The following is a 22,494-nucleotide window of genomic DNA, read 5'->3' on the forward strand; positions in this document are numbered from 1 at the left end:
CACGAGAGGAACCATGCGCTGAATCATTCCGACAGACCAGCAATGGTCGTGAGGCATAGGAAACATGTCACTGGAATCGTTTGTGCCTGAGTGCGAAACGATTCGACTCGATCAGGCACCGTGCACAAGGATCGATTTCGAAAGGAACCGGAAACGTGACAACGATGCAGGTTCATCGAGCCTGAAGTTTATCACAACCACGTGAAGGGCTGCGACGGCGTGTGCCCGAATCCGATTCCGTGCTTTTTCCAGGCGATTCGACGCCGCGGCTGATCGGATTGCCTAGAAGCCGATTCCGAAACCGCGGCTTCGTCCGGAATGCCAGCGGGCAAAATGAATGGTTGATCATGCCGGGGGAACGCCTCGGCGCCACGAAGTGATAGCGCGTGGTGCTATTGAGCGGACACAGGGGCGGGAATCGCGGCGAGGGATGGTTCGCTGATTTCGGGAGGCACGATCGTTTCCCCTGTGAAGCTGTTTCGCATCGCGCGGCACGCGTTGAGCAGTTCAAAAGCTTCGGAAACCAGCAATTCTAGCGTGGCATCTTCGCTGGTCACTTCGATGGCGTGTGTCGCGGCGGCCGCGAGTTCTGGAACTTGGCTGTGTTCGGCGGTTTGACGTAGTCGTTCGGCTAAAGTGACGAAGGTCTTTCCATCACCGCTGTCGGCTGCGTTGACCAACCGCTCGACTTGTTCGCCGATGTTCAGCATCACTTCGTCAGCGTAATTGGGGCTGTAGGAAGCGACGGGTTCATGGATTCCTGACTCAATGATCTGCACGAACATTTCGACCAGATCAGGGTCAAACTGCGTTCCGGCATGCCGGCGCAGTTCTTGGATGGCGTCTGCCTGCGGCATGCCCTTTCGGTATGGCCGATTGGACACCATCGCATCAAAGGCGTCGCTGATCGTCAAGATGCGTGCGCCTACCGGAATGTCCGTGCCCCAGACCTCTTGCGCCTTGCACTTGATGCCGCCGTATCGATAGTGGTGATACTTGACAATGCCCGTTAACTGCGGGCACTTGAACGACTTGTTCAGAATCTCGACTCCGATTCGATCATGTCGTTCCATCAGTTTCCATTCTTCCTCAGTCAACGGTCCTGGTTTCAACAGAATCGAATCGGGCACGCCCACCTTGCCGATGTCATGCAGCAGGGCACCCATTTCGACGACGTAAACGTCTTTGGGGCTAAGGATGCGCTGGGCCAACAGTGCTGCGTAACTTGATACGCGCATCGAGTGGGAACCGGTTTGATGGTCTCGATACGACAGCGCGGACAGCAACGCGGTGACGGCTGCGTAAGGAATGGTCGGGCCGGCACAGGAAGCTTCGGCGGGCTTTTCGCGAGAAATTTTCGATTCGTCAACGATCAAGTCGGCAGGAACGGTATCGAAACGAATCACCTGGTTACGACCGTTGCGTTTGGCAACGTACAGGCACTTGTCGGCTTGGTCCAACATGTCCTGCGGATCGGTACCGCCAAGGGAGGCACCGGAGACGCCAAGGCTGGCCGTGATTGTGAACTCCGGGAACTGCATTTCGCTGAGCCCAACACGGATCTTTTCAGCCACTGCTTCCGCCGCGTCTAGATTCAGTCCCGGCATCAGGATCGCGAATTCTTCACCACCGTATCGGCAAACGACATCCGTTTCGCTGGTGGTTTCCAACAACAACCGCCCGGTTTCGGACAGAACTTTGTCGCCCATGCTGTGACCGTAGGTGTCATTGATGGACTTGAAGAAGTCAATGTCGACCATCATGGCGCATAGCGGCGTACCGCTGGCAATCGTTGTTTGCCAATGGTTTTCGAACTGTTCAAAGAACGTTCGTCGGTTGATGCACGACGTCAACGGATCTCGGGTAGCCAGATAAGTCAGTTTCTCGTTCTGTTCGGTGATCGCCTTCTTGGATTGGCTAAGGTCTTCCAGTGTGTCCAGCAGCGCGGCCCGGTTGCGTTCCAGGGGTGTCACGTCGGTGAACGCCATCATGACACCTTGATAGGCGCCTGCATCGTCAAGAACCGGCGATGAATTGACTGAGAAGATTGTCAGGACCTGACCATGATCGTCTAGCAGCTGCATCCGTGTTCCGCGGGCCGTCCCGATGGATCCTTCGTGCCCCTCGGAGGGCGAGATTTCGGACGACTGCCACGGGATGTCCCATAGCCGAGTCCCCATCAGTGCACTTTGTTCCCGACCAACATCACGTGCAAACTTTTGATTGACCAAGACAATGCAATCTTCCTTGTCGACGATCACAACGCCTTCGGCAAAGTTGTCGAGCGCCTGACGAACGCGTGAAGGGACCGATTTGCCCGGGTCAAGGTATTTCAGGATTCGCCGCAGTTGCAACCAGCAAGCGGTTCCCACTAAAACGACCACAACACCCAGCAGGCTCCATAAAGAACCGCTCAGGATTCGATCTTTACCGACGTAAACCGGCTGGAACTGGATTTCAAGCTTTCCCCATTGACCCATTTCAGTTTGGATCGGAACGGTATAGCAGCCGTCGCTCTTTTGACGAATGGCTGTGGTCCAAAGATCTTGGTGGTTACCAATTTGGGCTGCGTAATCGCCGTTGGTTCGGCGCAGACCGATCGAGATCAGATCGTCGTTCTGTCCAGCGAACGACTGCATCTGCTGGCCAGCCTGACGGACGTCGTGCCGGTTGATCAAATAGCTGATGTTGGTTGCGACGGATCCGCACAACTTGGCCCGGTTGATCGACGTCAACAAGCGCTCGTCCGGAATCAACCCGATGGAGGCAGAGAACACGATAGCGGCTACGCACAACGAGACAACACTAAAGTTGATTCGTGCAACGCTACTGATTTTCATCGTGCTGGTTCCTTACCGCCGCCCGCCCCGTGATTGGCAATGATGTCGGCAACCGACGCATCATCACCATCCCCGATTGTCGTTGTTTGATGAACGACATAGATCGGATCAAATCGCCCCCAAACCGGCATCGATGAAAACAACAGTGACGCCAAGTAGGTTCCGCTCATGCACCACAACGCCAATCCCGCGGTGGCTCCGATGAATACGCTTGTGGTCGCCCCGGCAGTGACCGAAAACAATGATTCTTGTTGTTCGGTGGCTTGTTCAAACTGTTCCATCGCCAGGTCAATTGCTCGTTGCTGGGCAGCGAACTTCAGCTGCGTAAGTTCTTCGACTTCGAACGCGTTTCGGTCCACGACAGTGGATGTTCCAGCGTCCTGGATGACTTCCCAGTGCTGTGCCGCATTGATTTTTGCCCGCTGAACATCGGCTTGTTGTCCTGTCAGAGCCCCCAAATCTAGCTCACCAAACGGATCGAGGTCTGACTCTGCGGATTCGATTTGGGATTTATCCGCACTTGCCTTGTTCTTGGTCGTCGTTGCCGCATCCGAGCTGGTTCCGGTTGTTCCGCCTTCGCCGGTTGTTTCGGATTCAGTGCTTGTTTCGGCTTCGCTTCCAGATCCAGTGCCTGATCCAGTGCCGGATCCCGCGTCTGGATCGGTACCCGTGTCTGTGCCCGACCCGCTGCCCGTTCCAGAGTCGGTACCGCTTCCGTTGTCAGTGCCCGTGTTTGGGTTCGTGGGTGCCGCCGCGATCACTTCGACAGTGATTCGCGAGGTTGCAGATCCGACCATTCCGTCGTTAACGGAAAAATCGAAACTGACCGATCCGATGAACCCTGCGGCAGGGTTGTAGGTCCAGCTGCCGTCCGGGTTTAAAACGACGCTTCCCGAAGATGGTCCGGTCACCATCACCGCAGTCAGCGAATCGCCATCCACATCGGATGCACCTACCAACACGCCATTGGCGGCATCTCGTTGAATGCTGTTTCCAGCTAGCGTCGAAACGGTCACGCTGGAACTGTTGATGGGCGTGTCGTTGACCGCTTGGATGCTGATGTCGACCGTTCCAAAGGTTTGCACGGGACTGCCCTGGTTGTCGTCCACGGTCAGCGTGATCGTGTCAGCATTGGATCCCCAAGTGTTGGCGGTCGAATGCACGTAACGCAGATTCGCAGGATCGTCCAAATAGGCGTTCAAGTCGTTTGCGGTCCCGGTCAGTGTGACGCTGGAACTGCTGTTTCCGCTGATCGTAACGCCAGCGACTGTTCCGGCGAACAGCTGACCACCGTCGGATGTTGACAAGGTCATGCTTGGTGCCCCGTCGCCCGCCGGATGGTCAGGATCGAAAAGTTCGACGTCGGATAGGTCGATGGGCGTCCAAACATCCTCGACCACTTGAAGGTCGCTCGGCAGAGTTCCTTGATTGATCGTTACATCGCCGTGTGCCACCACATTGATGAATGTGTCACGTGCGGCACTGGAGCCTCCATCGCCGTCGGTCAGTTCAAACCGAGCGGTTCGGGTGCCGGGTGTCGGGTCGCCCACGTCGGAATTTTCAAACGAAATCGCACGGACCAAAGCTGACACCGCATCGCTATTTGCGTTGGCGTTGAAGGTGACGGACAAATCGACGCCGTTGGATCCGCCGGTCGATGTGCCGATGACAGTACCTTGGTAGGTGACGATGCCGCCTGTGATGCCAATCTGTCCCGCCGCGGTCCCCTGATTGATGACGCTCAAGATGTCCTCGGTGAAATCGCCACCGATCAGCGATACGTTCAGCACGCCTCCGTCAAAGTTGGTTTGATCCGTGTCGGTGACCATCGCTGCAGTGCCCTGGTCAATGGCAACCGCGCCATCGCCTTCGCCATATGCCAGCGTGTCGTTGTCCAGTTCGTGAATCACCGGAGCATCGTTGCTGCCGGTGACAGTGATCGTGACGGTTTCTTGGCTGGTCAGTCCGTGGTTGTCTTGCACTTCGTAGACAAAGGTGACATCGCGAGTTTCACCCACCGCCAGGTCTTGGAAGTCGGCGTTCGGGTCGAACGTGTAGCTGCCGTCACCGTTGACGACCGCGGTTCCTTCGCTGGGGCCGGTCACTAGCGAATACGTGTGCGTGTCATTCGTGTCGACATCGGTCTGCGATAGCGTGCCGCTGATGATCGATCCGTCTTCGATCGCCGCGTCGCTTGCCGACTGCGCGACCGGTGCGTCGTTGGTCCCGGTGACCGTGATCGTGACGGTTTCTTGGCTGGTCAGCCCGTTGTTGTCTTCGACTTCGTAGACAAAGGTGACGTCGCGAGTCTCGCCGTCGGCCAGGTCTTGGAAGTCGGCGTTCGGATCGAAGGTGTAGCTGCCGTCACCGTTGACGACCGCGGTTCCTTCGCTGGGGCCGGTCACTAGCGAATACGTGTGCGTATCGTTGGTGTCGACATCGGTCTGCGATAGCGTACCGCTGATGATCGAACCGTCTTCGGATGCCGAATCTGTTGCCAACTGCGCGACCGGCGCGTCGTTGGTGCCGGTGACCGTGATCGTGACGGTTTCTTGGCTGGTCAGCCCGTTGTTGTCTTCGACTTCGTAGACAAAGGTGACGTTGCGAGTCTCGCCGTCGGCCAGGTCTTGGAAGTCGGTGTTCGGATCGAAGGTGTAGCTGCCGTCACCGTTGACGACCGCGGTGCCTTCGCTGGTGCCGGTCACCAGCGAATACGTGTGCGTGTCATTCGTGTCGACATCGGTCTGCGATAGCGTGCCGCTGATGATCGACCCGTCTTCAACTGCCGAATCGGTTGCCGACTGCGCGACCGGTGCGTCGTTGGTGCCGGTGACCGTGATCGTGACGGTTTCTTGGCTGGTCAGCCCGTTGTTGTCTTCGACTTCGTAGACAAAGGTGACGTCGCGAGTCTCGCCGTCTGCCAGGTCTTGGAAGTCGGCGTTCGGATCGAAGGTGTAGCTGCCGTCACCGTTGACGACCGCGGTTCCTTCGCTGGGGCTGGTCACTAGCGAATACGTGTGCGTGTCATTCGTGTCGACATCGGTCAGCGATAGCGTACCGCTGATGATCGAACCGTCTTCGGATGCCGAATCGGTTGCCGACTGCGCGACCGGTGCGTCATTGGTTCCCGTGACGGTGATGGTGACTGTCGCATCGTCAGCAAGGTTTCCTGTGCCGTCGTCGGTGGCTCGATAGACAAAGGTGACATCACGAGTTTCGCCATCGGCCAGATCTTGGAAATCGGTGCCGGGATGGAACGTGTAGGTGCCATCGGGATTCACGACGGCCGAGCCTTCGCTGGGAGCAGTGACCAGCGTGAACGTGTGCGAGTCGACGGCGTCGCTGTCGGAGACCGTTAGAGTGCCACCGACGGCGGCACCGTCTTCGATTGCTGCTTGGCTGTCATCATTGGCGATGGGCGTATCGTTGACGGGGTTGACGGTGACGTCAAAGGTGACATCCGTGAACTCGCCACGCGCATCTGTGGCCCGCACTGTGATTTGCTGGGTCCCGTGTTCGTTGGCCGCATAGTCCAGCGTCAGGCTTCCCGCTGCGTTATCAATCGACGCCGAATCCAGAATCGCTGGGTTCGTGTAACCGATCAGGCTATAGGTCAATTCACTGTCGGAGTGTTCCAGATCGCTGAACGCGCCATCCAGATCGATCACGGTGTCGGGCGCATCTTCGGCCACAATGACATCGGCGATCGTGCCGGTGGGGTTGGAATTCAAGAATACATCGACCGACCCACCCGGGCTGTTGTACTGGTCGTAGACGGTAAATCCGACGTTGTCGTTGACCAGTCGTACGGATGCCCAGGTTCCAGATAGGCTGGCGGAAGTGAATAGGTCATCTAGCAAGCCGCCCGCGGTCATGCCAGCGACGTCCAAGTGCAGCTCGCTGCCTGTTCCTATTTTCAAGTTCCCGCCCACCACGATCGTTTCGTAAGTGCTGGTGGAACTGGCTGTCAGTTCGACGACGCCATCGTTCAGAACGGACAGATCATTGGTGATCTTTCCCGTGCCCCGTAGAGTGGCATCATCGAAGATCACGCCGCCGGTTGCGTTGATCGTTTGGCCGTTCAGATCCAGTGTGCCGGCGATCACGTTGACGTCTTGGTTGGTCCCATCCAGGACAAGATCGTCGGCTAAGATGACCGTACCGGAAGACTTGTTGATGATCAGATTACCATTGGTAAGGTCGTCGCCGGAAATCGTTTGGTCGCCTGTTCCGATCAACGTGATCGTGGCGTCACCACCGACGCTGGCGTCATTTGAAATCACGTCGCCGGCTACGCGGATGTCGCCGACGTTGATGTTGGCGACGCGGTTGATGGTCAAGTCGCCACCCACGTTCAAGACACCGGCGATGTTTTTGTTGTTGCTGGAGTCAATGATGACGTCCGCAAAGTTGATTGCACTGGCACTGATCGTGCCTGAGTTGTCGCCGAACGTGATCGTGTTTGTCACATTGGTCACGGTTCCCGCGGTATGCACCAGGCTTGCACCGATGGTCAGATCGGTAGCGAAGGTGAATGTTCCGGACGCTTTGTTGATCGTCAGTTGTTCGACTTTCGATCCGGCAACACCTGCAGAGATCGTTTGGTCGCCGGTGCCGTCGGCAACGATAACCGTCGTTCCGGTATAGGTTGCATCATTGAAGACCATGTCGCCTGCGACAAGGATTTGTCCGCCATTGAGCGTGCCGGCGTTTTGGAAGGTGAGGTCGCCATCGACGTTTAGGTCGCCGACAATTCCGCGAGTTCCAGAAACCGTGCTATTCAGAATGACATCGCCAAATGTCGCTGATCCCGCGTCGATCGTCGTGTTGTGCCCTTGGAACTCAACGGTGTGACCGTTGGTGTCAAAATCGCCAGACGTATGGGTAAAGCTTCCGCCTAGTTCAAGGTCATCGATTAACTGAACGGTACCGCTAGCCTTGTTGATGACTAGGTTGCCAAGTTCGCCGGTGCCACCACCGGTGGAAATCTCTTGGTTGCCGTTTCCGTCCAGGACAAGTTGGCTGGTGCCGGACCACGTGTCATCGGCGGTCAAGACGTTGCCCGCCAAATGGATGTCCGCACCGTTGATCGTTCCGACGTTGGTCACGGCCAATTTGCCATCGATGTCCAACCCACCGACGATCGTAATCGTGCTTCCGTTGCTGATCGCAAAATCGATAAAGTTCAGCGCCGCGGCGTCGATGGTTTGCGCGCCGCTGCCGATCAAACTGACTTCGTACCCGGCAAAGTCAACCGCGCCTTGGGTGTGAGTGAAATCGCCGGCCACCGCGAGATCGCTTTGCGCGGTCAGCGTTCCGGTCGAACTGAGTTCGATGGAATTCAACGCATCGGAAATCGAAATCAATCGGTCGCTGGATCCGTCTACGATCAAAGTCGATCCGCTGGTGCTGAATGATCCGCCTGTTTGTTCGAAATCGCCGCTCGATCGAACTGTGCTGCCGTCGATCGTCAGCGTTCCACCGGAGAGGTTCATCGCGGAATCGAATTCAATGTCGAATCCGGCGGTGTCGAAAGACCCGTCGGCAATGAATACGTCGCCGGTGCTCTGCAATGCTCTCGCTTGCGTGATTGTGCCGGTGTATCCCGCATCGACATGGATTTCGCTGATCGAACCTGCAAACGCGGCGTCGAAGGTCGAATCCTTGATGCTGGTTGCGTTGAAGACAACGATATCATCGGCACCGGGGACCAAGTCGTGATCCCAGTTGTCTGCGTCCGTCCAAGCGTTGGTCACGCCTCCGCCATCCCACACAAAGGTGGTTTGCCCCGGTGTGACGGTGATCGCGACGGTGGTGGAATCGGTCAGGCTTCCGTCATCGACCAGGACAGCCAGACTTGCGTCCCCGCTATAGCCGATTTGGGAGTGGTAGCTTAGACCGTCGATCGCTGCATTGATGTCGGCGACGGATCCACTGAACTGCAATGTTCCATCACTGCCATCGCCGTCGATCAGCAATAGTCCGGAGTCTTGCGTCAGCACGATCGTAGCGTGATTGGCCGTCAGGGTGACGGTCAATTCATCGCCATCGACATCACTGGTGTCGATCAGTCCGGAACCGCCTTGGTTGAACAGGATCGTGCCGTTCTCGGCCACGGTTGCTGTATCAGGGGCGGTCACCTCCGGCGCGTCGTTGACGTCCGTCGTGGTGATCGAAACGATTTCAATGTCGGTGCTGAATGCGCTCGATCCACCGTGAACGCTGGTATCGACTTTCATGCCAGCGGTTCCGCTGGTTTGGTCCCAGGCGCGGAATTCGAACGTGCGGTCGGTCGTGTTACCGTTCTGACCATCGGGGGCGAATCGAACCAAGTCGGTTGACCGCAATAGCAGGGCTTCGGTTTCGGAAACGGTTCCCACGCTTGACCAATTCGTGCCGCCATCGGTTGAATATTGCCACATTCCCCGCCCGTCGTTTCGCGTGGTGATCGCGATGCCTTCGGCCGATCCGTTGTCAATGTCGGAGATCGGGGATCCGCCATCGCTGGCAAGAATTTGAGCGACTGTCTGGCCGGCGTTGTCGACATCGTCCTCGCTGATCGTTGGCATTCGCAGATCGCCAGAGTCGTCCAATTCCGGAGCATCGTTGACTTGCGTGATCGCAACCTGCGTGCTTCCGGAGGCAAGTTGCACTCCGCCGTCACCCTGCGCGTCCACATTGCCGTCGCTTAGCGTCCAGTCGATTTTGACGGATTCGGGTGGTGCATCGCTGTTGTTCGCGTAGGTGATCTGTTTGACGATGTTGTTGACGTCCGCGGTCGTTGGGATTTCGACATTGGCGTCTGTGAAAGTCAGCGTCAGTTCGCCCTCGGTCCCCGTCGTATCGAAGGTCGCGATGATCTGGCCGTTTTTGATCAGGTCGCTTCCCGACAATGAAATGCCGTTCCCGTCGGCAAAGGAGAAGACGTCCTCGTTGCTGAGCGTGATTTCCCGGCCCAGGGTTAGGATCGCTCCGGAATAGTTTCCCGAACCACCGCCTGCAGCATCCAGTTCAGCGTCGGCGACCGTGATCCGCTCACCGAGTTGGACGGCAGGTCCGTCTTCGACAAATGTCGTTAAATTCTTGACCAGTTGAATGTTGTCGAAATACACGTCGTGCGTGTAATGGGAAGCTGGGTCGTGCAGCAAGCGGATCGCAATTCGATCGCCAAGCATGGCGGTGTGCGACCCGTCGGATGTGAAGGTGATGGACCCCGATTCGGAAAAGTCGGTCTCGGTCGCTGTTCCCGACACGCTGGACAAGATCGTTTCGGAGTTGTCACCGGCGATGGCCAGCAACTGAACGATATATTCGCCGACCACCGCACCGCCGCGAGCGACGTTGAAGGACAAGCTGTAAAGCGTGTCGGGTTCCAAAGGAGCGTTCAGTCCGGTGGCGTCCGTCGTCGCTCCGATCGCAGAACCTTGGTAGACGCGAATGGCCTGGTCGCCATACGGGGTCGTGAATTCTCCCGAATCTTCGTCGACGTGCTCGACATAGGAGCCGTGGTTGCTGCTGATCCACCCTGCTGGATCAGCTGTGTTCGATCCAGAAATATCGACCGTCTCAAAACTGTCCGTGAACAGGATGGTGGATGTGTTCGATAAAACTGGCGCGTCGTTGACGGCACTGACTGTGACAAGTTGAGTTTCGACCGTGCTGGTACCGCCGTCACCGTCGGTGATGGTGAATTCGATCGTTCGGGCTGCTTCCGAAGGGGCTTGCGAAACGCTCGAGAAAGCGACGCGTCGTCCGACGCTTTGGACATCGGCCGCGTCGGCGTTTGCATTGAAAGTGATGACCAGGTCGTCACCAAGGCCCGTACCGCCGCTGAACGAACCGATCGTGATCCCGTCGATGATCAGATTGCTTCCGGAAACCGTCAGTTGCCCGGATCCGGTGCCTTCGTGTCGTACGGTCAAACGGTCCGTACTTTCACCACCGGACGCATTTCGGACGTTGATCGTTCCACTAGCAAAGTCGACGCTGTCCGCATCGGACACGGTCAACCCGCCATCGATGATCTCTGCAGACGTCGCATCTTCGGTGTAGGAAGTGGTTCCATCGGTGGTCGCCAACACGGGCGCGTCGTTGGCGGATGTAACGGATATCGTGCTGACTGCCACCGGCGAAGCGTTTCCGAAATCGCTGTCCGACGGAATCACGTCGATCGTGCGATTCCCGGCGGTGGGATTCTGGCTGTTGTTCTCGTAGGTGATCGTGCGCAGGAGTGCCTGCAGGTCCGATTGGGGAATCGGCGCGGTGGTGACTTCCACAATGGTGAATCCAGAACCATCGAAATCGATTTCAAACGTGGTGGATCCAACGGCGGTGGTGACGTTGTCCGCGACTCCGTATTGGAATGTGACACCGTTGATGCGAATCAGTTCAGCCGAACCGTCCGAAAAATTGTTCAGGTTGACGCCCAACATCTCGTAGGTGGCGTTGTCAACATCGCTGATCGTTGCATCGGCGTCGACGATCGACACCTGTCCGTCGCCCTCGGCGAATGACGTCGTATAGTCGATGCCCGCATCGTTCGATCCGTTCAGGTCAGCGATCGGTAGGTCGTTGACCGCCGTGATGTTGATCTCACGCGTGTAGGTGGTCGAATCGCTATCGCCGTCGTTGACGATGAAACTTACTGTTCGGGTGTCCGTTGACGGATCGTCGCTGATGTTGGCATACCGAACACTTCGCAGTGCTGATTGGTAATTCGCGACGCTATCGCTTCCGCTTAGCGTCAAGGTTCCCGTGCTCTGGTCCCAACTGCCCGTAATGTTTCCGTAGCTCGAAAAAGTAAGCACCTCTTCACCGATTGCGTAGTTGCCGGTGATGGCGACGACGGCTGAATCGAGGAGATGGTCGTCGACATCGGCAAGAACCAGGCTGTTGTCGATGTACAGCGATGGACCGTTTTCGGTGTATTCCACCGCAGCCAAATCTGCGCGGTCGGATCGGACTGCGACGTTGTCGATATATCCACGGACTCCGGAATGGTCCGCTGATGTATCGGTAAAACGGAGCGTCGTCGAAGTCGAATCAGCGACGAAGCTAAACGTATAGGATTCAAGGTCAGTTCCGGCCACACCGCTCTGGATGGCTTCGGTCAATAGCGTCGCATTCCCATCGACATCCACTTGCAACGATTGGCTCTCCGATCCGCTTCGGTCGCCATAGTGGAAGACTAGGAAGTATTCCTTTCCGATCTCGGTGGCAAATGTTTGCGACAACACACCGGGGTCACCGCCGATTTGTCCGAAACGAACTTCGTTGTCCGCCCAATCGACATCGCCCGTTGCTGTCCAACCGGCAAGGTCCGAGTTGAAATACGCGTTGGTAAGCTCGTTTTGCCCAAGAATATGCGGCGCGTCGTTGGTGCCGGTGATGATCAATTCAACGGTGGCCGTGTCCGAATTTCCGTTGACGTCCGTGACGGTGTAAGAGAACGAGTCGATGGCGGATTCGCCCTCGGCTAGATTCTCGAAAGCTCGGCCGGGGTCATACGAGAACGAACCGTCGGCCTGCAGGGTGACGGTGGCTCCCGAGGCCAGCGTGTGGGTGCTGCCGATCGAACTGAAATTTCCGTCAATTTCGGTAACCGATATCGAGCCACCGTCCATGTCGATGTCGTTTGCAAGCACACCGCCGCTTGCTGGTACGGTGTAAATTGCGTCTTCGGTCAATGTGATGCCGTTCCATGTCGGCGTCTGATCATCAGACCCCAATTCGCCATGGTTCCCGGCGGTCGAATAGTCGGTGACGGATGGATCGGCGCTGTCGAATTTGTAGTATCCGACCAAGCCGGTTTCGTCACCAGATAAATTCGCGGTCAGGTTGGCTTGGATCTCGGCCTGCGTGCGAGCAACGTTCCATACGCGTACGTCGTCCATTCCGCCCAGAAAGTACTGATCGTCTGGGCTGTTGAGACGTCCGCCGATCAGCAGATCGTTCATGGTGTCGTGGGCGTCGCCAATCGTACCGCTGCCAGCGTACGTTTCGACTAGTTCACCATTGATGTAACTGTTGACGGTGCCGTTGTCGTACGAAACGGCGACGTGAGACCACTGGGTCGTCGATACGGTGACGCCTGTGTCGTGCCATGCCCAGCCTGGGTCGGTATTCGTAAACGCCCACCACAGGTTGCCATTATCGCCAATGCCAATTTCGTACTCGCCCTCTTTGTTCAAGATCATGCGAGTAAGAATCGAGTCGTCCGGGTTGATCCAGGCTTCCATGGTCATCGTCGTGGACATGGTCAGGCTGCCCGCATTTTCGATGGTGATGACGTCATTCCCATCAAAGACAAAGTGACCGTTGTTGTCGGCGGCGTAGACGGGACCGTCGATCGCGAAGTGAGCGGAGAACTCAGACGTCTCGTCGGTGTTTTGGTTGGTCGCCGTGGCTGTGACGAAGTCGTTTGCTGAAACAAATGCCGTCAGAGTTGTGCTGAAGGTTGCGTTTCCCGAACTGTCGGTGGTGACCTCGATGGACCCCAGGAAGGTGCGGCCCTGGCCATATCCGTTGGCATATTCCGCTGAATCGAAGAACTCCAACGTGAACGTTGTATTGGCGGTGCTGTTAAACGTTCCATCGATTGCAATTTGCGACCCATCACTGACCGCCGACGAAATCACCGGGAAGTTTTGCAGCGCATTGCCGCCAGTATCCGCATCACCGGCGTCGTTGACGCTGTAGTAGGGGGCTGTTCCAACATTGACATCTTCGCCCGAACCCTGCAAATCGATGCCGACGATTCCGCTGGCCGCAGCACCCTGCCGAGACAGGATGGTGCCGTTGCCGTAGATGGAGTTCTCGGTGATCTCAATGGCGTAGGCGCCATCGTTGACCAAAATTCCAGCACCGTAGTTGTCGGCGATGATGTTGTGGATCAGCGAGATATTGTGGGTGCCGCTTCGCAGTGCGATGGCATCGTACTGCACGTGAGACCCGGTGATGGGGCCGACGGCGTTGCCGATGACTGTGTTGTCACTGATCGTGATCCCGCTGGAGGATCCCGACAGGATGATTGCTTGGGTAGAGGTGCCGGTGAAGTAGTTGCCATCGATGGTGCCGCCTGTCGACGCGTTCATCGCGATCGCGTCACCGTTGCTGTAGTTGTATCCGCTGTTGATGAACTGGTTGCCGGAGACCGTCCAATTGTCGGACGCATTGCTGGCGTGGAATCCCGTCGCTTTGGAATACGCAAAGATATTGTTGGACAGCGTACCATTGTCCGCGCCCACTGATTCGACATGGTTGAAGTTGTTCAGTGCGGCACCGGGATCTAGAATTCCGGTGGGAGCCACCCCGAAGACGTTCGAGTTGATCACGGTGTCCAGGACAGCATCTTCGATGCGGATGGCGGCATCGGAAGTGAATCCGTACATCGAGAATCCTTGCACCGTCACCGTATCGGCACCCACGACAATCCCACTGAAACCGGCTGCGCCCACGATCGCGATCTCAGGGCGCTGGACGTCGCTGATGGCTTGGCCGTTCGTGCCTGTCTCGGTCATCTGACCAAGTGTGCCCGGGTTGACGTTCGCGCCAAAGACGGTCTGCGATGTTCCATCAAGGATGACGGATTCGGTGATCGTCGGCAGCGCAGCGGTCAGCGAAATCTGCCAGTACGCGTCGGTTCCTGCCGTTCCGGTGTACCCCGAATCGGTGTCCAGAATCGCAAAGTTGATGGTGTCCTGGCCGAGCGTGTTGTTGGCCGCCGTGATCGCTTCACGAAGCGAGATCTCGCCATCGGTACCGCCGCCAACGGCGTACAATTGTTCGATCGTGTAGCTTGCACCCAGTCCGGTGTCGTCGACATCGGAGGTGGTGGTGACGTTCAATACGGTGCTTTGCACGTCTAGCACGGTGACCGTGATTGTCTGGTCGTCGGTGTAGTCTCCATCGCTGACCTGAACTGTGACCTCATACACGTTGTCCAGATCGCTGTCGTCTGCATTTTCGTAGTCAGGTGGGCTGACGAACGTTAAATTGCCTGAGGCGTCGATCACGAAATCGTTTTGGTCGGTGCCACCGACGATTGAATAGGTCATCGTGTCGCCAGGCAAGTCGCCATCGCTGACGGTGACCTGAGTCACGAAGGACTCGGTTTCATTCACGCTGAGGCTAGCGGTTGTTCCAGCACCATCGCTGGTGATTGCCACCGCTTGGTCGTTGACGGGCGTGATTGTGATGCTGAATGAGCCAGTTGTTGCGCTGCCGGCCCCGTCATCGACGCTGAATGAGAAACTTTCCGAAAAGTCTTCACTGCCGTAGTGCTCGTAATAGACCCGGCCGGCGTTGATGTCAGCTTGTGTGAACGAGGCGGCAACCATGCCGTCCATCATGAGTTGCCCGTAACGAGGGTTTCCCGTTACCGTGTAAAGCAATTCAGCGGGGTTGTTGTCGACATCCGTGGTTTCCAGCATTGTGGAGGTGATGACGTTGAATGATGATCCTTCAAGAAACGTATCGCCGGTATTGGTCGAAACGACCTGCTCGTCGTTGATGTCGGTCACGTTGATCGTGACGGTGTCATCTGTAGTGCTATAGGCGGTCGATCCACCCCTCGAAGTCACGTCGGCGCCGGAGCCTGCGGTGCCCGTGGTCTGGTCCCAGGCGTAGTAATCCAACGTCATGGTGCCGCCGGAGATTCCATCGGGAGTGAACCGGAACAAATCCGTCGCTCGCAGCAACGTCGCGTTGGTCTCAGACAGTGAATCGAATGTCTGCCATGAACTGCCGCCGTTGACGCTGTATTGGAGCGTTCCTGAGCTTCCGGTTTGCCCATACACCGCGATTCCTTCGACAGCTCCGGCATCCACATCGCTGACGCTGGAATTCAGCATGGCGGAGACGTTTGCCGTGAATGCGTTGGAATTTTCGGTCGTGTTGTACGTCGGTGACCAGGGTGTCATCACCGGCGCGTCGTTGACCTGGACCGGTTGGATGCCGCCGGAAATGGTGTTGCTCGTGCCACCATCGCCATCGGTGACGTATTCCTCGATCGTGCGAATCGACGTCGATGGACTCTCCGAAGTGTTTTCGTAGGTCAGGTTGTCCTGGACCGCGTTGACGACTGCCAGTGTGGCGTTGCTGTTGAACGTCACTACCAGTTCCGTACCAGCCGACACAGGGCCGGTGTACGTTCCCACAACGACTCCGCCATAGGTGACATCTGTTCCGCTGATGCCGACTTGGCCCGCGGCGGTTCCCTGGTTGCGGATGTCGAGAACATCTTCGGCCAAACCATTGGACGTCAGTTGCAGGTGCAGTTGTCCGCCGTCGAAGTCCGTGCCATCGGCGTCGGCGATGGCGGCCGCGGCGCCAATCAGGTAGGGGCCGCTGTTTTCGGTGTACGGCAACGTCCCGCCAGGTGAATTGATCACAGGGGCGGCGTTAACATTGTCGACTGCAATCGTCATCACTTCGCTGTACGAATTGCCAGCCGCGTCGGTGACTTCGACATCTACATTGTGCGAGGTTGCTGTTTCGTAGTCCAACAGCGATCCATCCGTGACGGTGATTTCGCCAGTTGTCGCGTCAATTTCAAATCTTCCGCCGGCGTCATCGGTCAGCGTGAACGTGAAGTTGGACAGCACTTCGCTGGCGTCCCACTCGATCACGGAATATCTTGATTTCCCTTCGCCAATATTGCTCCAACTGCCATCGGTGCTCTCGAGGTAAGCGAAGTCTTCCGCATCGCCAGAATTTCTGGGGGAATCTGGGACCCAATTCTCATAGGCTAATGCCGAGCCAGTGCTGCCGCCGGTCCAGAGCAATTCCTCGTCACCGGTCGAAGACTGCCAATAGAATTCGCCTTCGGTGGTTTGATCCGTCGCGCCTACCCAGACATCGTCGCCTTCCTCGACAGCCATTTGCTGGACAAGGTCATTTTCGTATTGGGAACCGATGCTGACTAGGTTGCCGGCAATGCCATTGAGCAGACTGCCCTGAGCGTTTGAATTGGCAGTTGCCCAGGTGCTGGTGCCTGCGCTGGTGCGATAAAACTTGTCCGTCGCTGCATCGTAGGTCAACGTCGAGTCGTTGTTTAGGATCGTCGATATCGCTGCTGGGATTTCGATGACTTGCACATCGCCGATCACTGGACCCGAATTGTTGGTGGCAAAATCGGTGCTGACGGCATCCATTGACATCATTTGCAGGGTCGTTGAAGTCGATTCAGCAACAAATGTAAATGTCCGATGACCCCATAGCATGTTGGTTTCCGACCAACCGTCCGGTTCGGTCACCGAAAAGTCTGTCGATATGCCGCCTGCACTGACGCGTAAATCCTTCGTGTTATCATCGCTGCCCCAGTTTCCGGAGAATGCGAATGTGACTTGATATTCACGACCGATCTCTGTCGTTAACGTCTGCTCGATCGCTCCGGGACCGACACCGTTCAGGTCAACCCCCAGCCCTCCCAGCGGCGTCCGTTCGTAGCTGTCACCGAGCAAGTCGACGCTGTTCTGCACCACCTGCCAAGGACCTATCGATGCCGGCGATTCGTAGACCTGGAAAGTCGCTGGAATGCCAGCCTCCAGGAACTGTCCATCGTTGACCACATCGTTGATGACATCAGGATCGGTTGGCACGACGTAACCAACGGTGGTTCCGTCCGCCGCGTTCTCGATGATGTGTAAGTCTTCGACGGGCGTGCTGGCGATGAAGCCTGCCCCCGGAGCATGCCCGACGCTAAGGTTGTTGCCGCTAACGACATCAACGACTTCGCTGGAACCATTGAAGCCATCCATTTGCCAGTTGGCGACCAAGTTGCTAGGCAAGTTGCCGCTGTCGAATTTCGCTTGATAGTTCAATTCGATTTCGGATGCGCTGCGGACATCGTTCCAAACTCGAACATCGTGCAACGTGCCGCTGAATACGTTCGCAGAGTATACGTCTCCGCCGTCATCTGCATCTTGCCCAAGCAGCAGCTGCGTCGTCGATGCGTTGTGAAGCTGATGACTGGTCTCAACTCCGGTGAGCGATTCCGCAAACTGACCGTCAATGTAGAAATGGACATCGCCGTTGGTGTTGTCCCACGAAACCGCAATGTGATGCTGCTGGCCGTCAAGCAGTTCGGTGTAAGTTCCTGCGGTTAGGTTGGGCGCTCCATTATTAATCGCGATATGCAGCGAGCCATCGGGATTGATGGCTACTCCGAATTCGGTCTCGATTCCTCCCTCTTGATAGTCAATGATGGGGATGTAGCCGCTGGGAACAGAATCAATTTGGAAAGTCGCTTCCAAGGTTAGCTGCGTCAAACCGCCCAGGACGGGGCGTCCGTCGGTGAGGAACAGGTAACCGTCGTTTCCGCCGTCGGTATTCAGTTCGATGCCGCTGGACAGATCGGTCGGCGCGTTGTTGGATTCGACCAGATCGTTCAATGAAACGGTAAAGACTTTGTCGTATGTCTTCAGTTCCTTGTCGGTGACGCGAACGGTCAGTGAGTGGGATGCCGCGCTCTCGTAATCCAGCAACGATCCATCGGCGACGGTGATCTGGCCGGTATCCGCGTCGGTCACAAAGGCACCGTCGACGGTTTGCGATTGGATCGTGTAGGTCAATGCCTGATTTGCGTCCAGCACAGCATCCGCGTCCCATTCGACGATCGAAGCAAAGCTATTTCCCGTATTTCCGTCGAGCCAAGCTCCCGTGGAATCTTGAGCAAGGTAATCCTCATCCGAAACAGCGGCGTTGGGCTCGCCGGTATCCCAATTCTGATAGTTGCCATCAATGGCATATCCAGCCCCTGTTCCCCTCCAAAACTGATCCGCATCGTCACCGGCAGTCTGCCATCGCCATTCGCCTTCCACGGTAGCGTCGCTTCCGCCCATCCAAATGATCCCGGCACCTGCTGCGTCGGCGGCATCACGGATCGCAATGTTTTCCGTTGCTGATCGCACCACTGTCAGTTGCCCCGCAACTCCACTGAGAGTATTCGCAATCGCATTGGACTCGGCAGTCGTCCAATTGGTGGTTGAAGTTTGAACCTGATAGAACTTGCCGGACTCTGCGTTGTACGAGAGAGTCGGATCAGCGGCCAACAGGGACGCAATCTGAGCCTCGCGTTCGGCATCGGCGCCCGCAACTTGGCCCACGACCGTTCCGTCGACTGCGTTCTCATCGAGTGCGAAAGTTAGTGACGCCTCGCTGCTGATGTATCCGGTACCCGTCAAATGGGCGGCCGTCAAGTTGTTGCCGCTGACCGATTCGGTAACGACACCGTCCGCAGACAAGTTGTCAAATCGCCAGTTGGCTACCATTCCCTGTTCGTCGAACGGCAAATCGCTTGCATAGCTGCTGGAGATTTCCGATGCTGTTCGCAGATCGTCAAAGACTCGGAAGCTCTGTAGCGTTCCTGAGAAATTCTGATCCGGGTCATAGCCACCACCTTGCGTATCTTGGTCTTGGCCAAATACTAGCGTTCCACCGGATTGGATGGTTACGTCCGTAGCAACGTTGGTTCCACTATCGCGTTGGACGCCGTCGACAAAGACCTGCCAGGCACCGCCGCTGCTGTTCCACGTCATGGATAGCGTATGGAATTGCCCGTCAGCAAGAGTTCGATAGTCGAATGTGTTGGCAAGACCTAACTCGTCATTGACAATGAAGCTCAATGAGCCATCGCCATTGAAGGCCAGATTCACGTCGTTTCCATAGTTCGATGAACCCGCCGCGTAGGAGACTAGGTTCAATTCCGATGCTGTGTCGGTGTAGGCAAAACGAGTTTCGATCGTTAATTCTGTCAGTCCACCGAAAACCGCCCCACCATCATCAGCAATTAGGTAAGCATCATTCCCGCCATCGTTATTGAGGTTCAATCCGCCATCGTTGGTTGCCGTGGCGGATAGATCGTTGGGAGCATTGGATCCATTGGCGTGAAGCTCTGTCATGTCCGAGTCGTTGACCGCGTAGTTATACACTCGCACGTCGTCGATCAATCCAGTGAACTCGCCACCAACCGATCCAATGTCGTACGCACCAAGCTTGACGGATGTCACGCCAGTCAAGTCATCGAAGAATACGTTGGACGACGCGTCGCCATTGCTGTAGCTGATGTCGCCGCCGGTTTGTGCGACGCCGTCGATATAAAGCGTATTGCCACTCGCGTCGGTGGTCACCGCGACGTGATGCCATTGATCGTCATTGATCGTGGCGGTGGAGGTCATCCGCAACTGCGGGGAACCGCCGGTGCTGATCGCCCAAAACACGTTGCCGTTTTCAACCCACAGCGTCGCGAACTCGCTGGGGTCGCCGCTGCTGATGTCGAAGATGGTTGCGAGGCCAGTTGTCGAAAGCTTGACCCAGGTAGCGACCGTTCCTTGGGAAAGTGCCGCGAAGGTACCTGCGTTTGCCGACAAGTCCACGTAGTCACCGGATCCGTCCAGCGTTAGCTTGCCGTCCCCCACTTGGTTCGTGCCAGACGTCGTGTCGATAACGGCATGGCCTTGCAACGTGCCGTCGAGACCATTGGCGCTGCTGTCCGTCGCGTCCGTTCCAGAATCAAACTTGTAGTGCGCAAGTGGTTCGGTCGACGCGACGTACTCGTAAGCACCGATATCTGCGGATGCATCGCGCGTGGCACCGCGTTGGTCTACAGTCGGTGACGTGCCGCCGGCGGCATTGTACGCGATGCTTGTTTCGCCAATGGCGTGGACGGAATGGCCGGAGGCGGCGTCAACGCTCAGCGCGGCCAATGACGGATCACTGCCGAGGATGTCCGTGCCAACGGTTCCGGTGACACCCGTGTTGTCCTCGATAATGTTGTAGCCGCCGCTGACAATGGTTCCTTGAACGTCACTGCCACCCAGGTCGGATGTGTTGTCGGCGAAGATCGAATTCTCCGCGTTGACCGTCGCTTGGTAAATGTAGACACCGCCACCATAGCCACTTGCACTGACCGTTGAATTGTCAGCGATGGTTGAATGCACGATGTTCAGGGTGCTGTATGTATGTTCGACGAAGATACCACCGCCATTGGATTCCGCTTGGTTGCCGCTGATGGTCGAGTTGATGATCGTTGTCGTGCCAGCATAAACATAGATCGCACCACCGGACGCACCGCTGGTGTTTCCAATCAAGGTTGTGTGATTCAGCGTGGTCGTACCACTAGAATAGATGGCGCCTCCGCCATTGTTGCCGACCGAGTTGTTGCTGAAGACGACATCGGTCGCGGAGAAGTCGCCTTCGTTGTACACGGCGGCACCTCCTGTGTTGCCAGACGATGCGCCCGTCAACGTGATGTCTCCGAGCGACAGATTTCCTGCATTGGCGACATGGAACATTCGATCGCCGAGCGATGATGCATCAAGGATGGTCGTGCCAAGGCTATCACCGATGATCGTGATTTGACCTGTGATGTCCAGGTCACCCGTGGCAGATGCATTTTCAGACTTGCCCGCAATGTCCAGACCGTAGGTTCCCGCGCCCAAGAAGATCGTGTCAGCGCCGATCGTATTGTTGGCCGCAATGATGGCTTCGCGAAGCGATATCCCAGTTCCACCTGGTGATCCGGTCAGGGAGGCGATGTCGGAGGTGTTGCCATCGTTCTCGTCTTCCGTGGTGGTGACGAAGATGGTCGCCAGCGTGTCGTGCCACGATGCTTGGGCCGCATATCCAAACGCCACATCCGTCGACACATCACCGACGGTGTATTCCAGAATCCAGTCACCGCCCAGATCCGCATGCCCGGTCAAGTCGTCACTAGCCGCGACGTCTGCATCCGTCAAAATGGCGATCGATTCAACCAGTTGCTCGCCGGATTCGTTGCTTGCCAAATCGCATCCATAAAATAGGATGTCGGCATCGATATCCAACGAGCCGCCCCAAGACGCAATTTGCCCAGCATGTGCGCTGAGGGTGTCCGACGACAGTCGTGTGTTGCCTAGTTGCACCGATCCATCATCACCATGGGTGACGATGTGCAGCGCATCAATGTCGGTCCGGCCCGCTAATTCGTCAGTGATCTGTTGGACGCCATCGCGGGTCGGATCCAGGAAAATGATCTCGATGTTTCTCGTGTCGTCGCTCAACGAGGCGATGTTTTCCAATAGTTGATCGATGTTCTCGACGCCGCTGTCAATGAAGATCAGTTCGTGACTGGTGGCCAGGGAAAATCCATCCGCACCGTCCCAAAGCTGGCCATCAGCATCATCCAGGCTTGCCCGATCGTTTGCGTCGGAAGCATCGGAACCGGTTTCGTTGGATCCCGAGTCCGTACCACCGGACGCATCTGGGTCCGAATCGAAATCCCCGTCGGTCCATGCGTTCAGGTCGACATCCGGGGCGGCACCATCTGCGGGGGCTTCGCTGCTTTCCACCATCGGGACGGCGCTGTACAGCAGACGAGCCTCGAGGGCAAGCACGTCCAGCTCTTTCAGGTCTTCGGACGATTCGGCGCGCAAAGGTTGATCGATAGCCGAGTTGGCAGCGGCCGAGGGTTGTCCTGAACGAAGACACGACTCAGCACGCACAATCATCTTCCTAAGCATTTCCGCGCGTTTCGACGACATCCGCTTCGATTCCAGAGGGGAAATAGAGTAGCCCACGTAACTATCGGAGATTGCGGATCATGCGGCCACGGATACAGGCAGGGAAATCTAGTGAACGTAAATCTATTAGAGGAAAGAGGTGGTTTAGGCGGGTT

General features: G+C 56.7%; 2 protein-coding genes. Both read right to left on the reverse strand.

Annotation, left to right across the window (positions count from 1 at the left end):
* Positions 1-392 precede the first annotated feature (392 nt).
* On the reverse strand, positions 393-2,840 hold the full coding sequence (locus tag K227x_RS13095) for a sensor domain-containing diguanylate cyclase/phosphohydrolase (protein WP_145170043.1): 2,448 nt from the start codon (positions 2,838-2,840) through the stop codon (positions 393-395).
* A complete protein-coding gene (locus K227x_RS13100) occupies positions 2,837-22,360 on the reverse strand; it encodes a tandem-95 repeat protein (protein ID WP_145170045.1) in 19,524 nt (6,507 codons plus the stop codon). The genes K227x_RS13095 and K227x_RS13100 overlap by 4 nt, the downstream gene beginning before the upstream one ends.
* Between the last annotated feature and the right edge of the window lie 134 nt (positions 22,361-22,494).

It is taken from the genome of Rubripirellula lacrimiformis (assembly GCF_007741535.1).
GTDB lineage: Bacteria > Planctomycetota > Planctomycetia > Pirellulales > Pirellulaceae > Rubripirellula > Rubripirellula lacrimiformis.

Coding starts and splice junctions, on each gene's coding strand:
- K227x_RS13100 (WP_145170045.1), bottom strand. CDS start 22,360: ATGTCGTCGAAACGCGCGGAAATGCTTAGGAAGATGATTGTGCGTGCT.
- K227x_RS13095 (WP_145170043.1), bottom strand. CDS start 2,840: ATGAAAATCAGTAGCGTTGCACGAATCAACTTTAGTGTTGTCTCGTTG.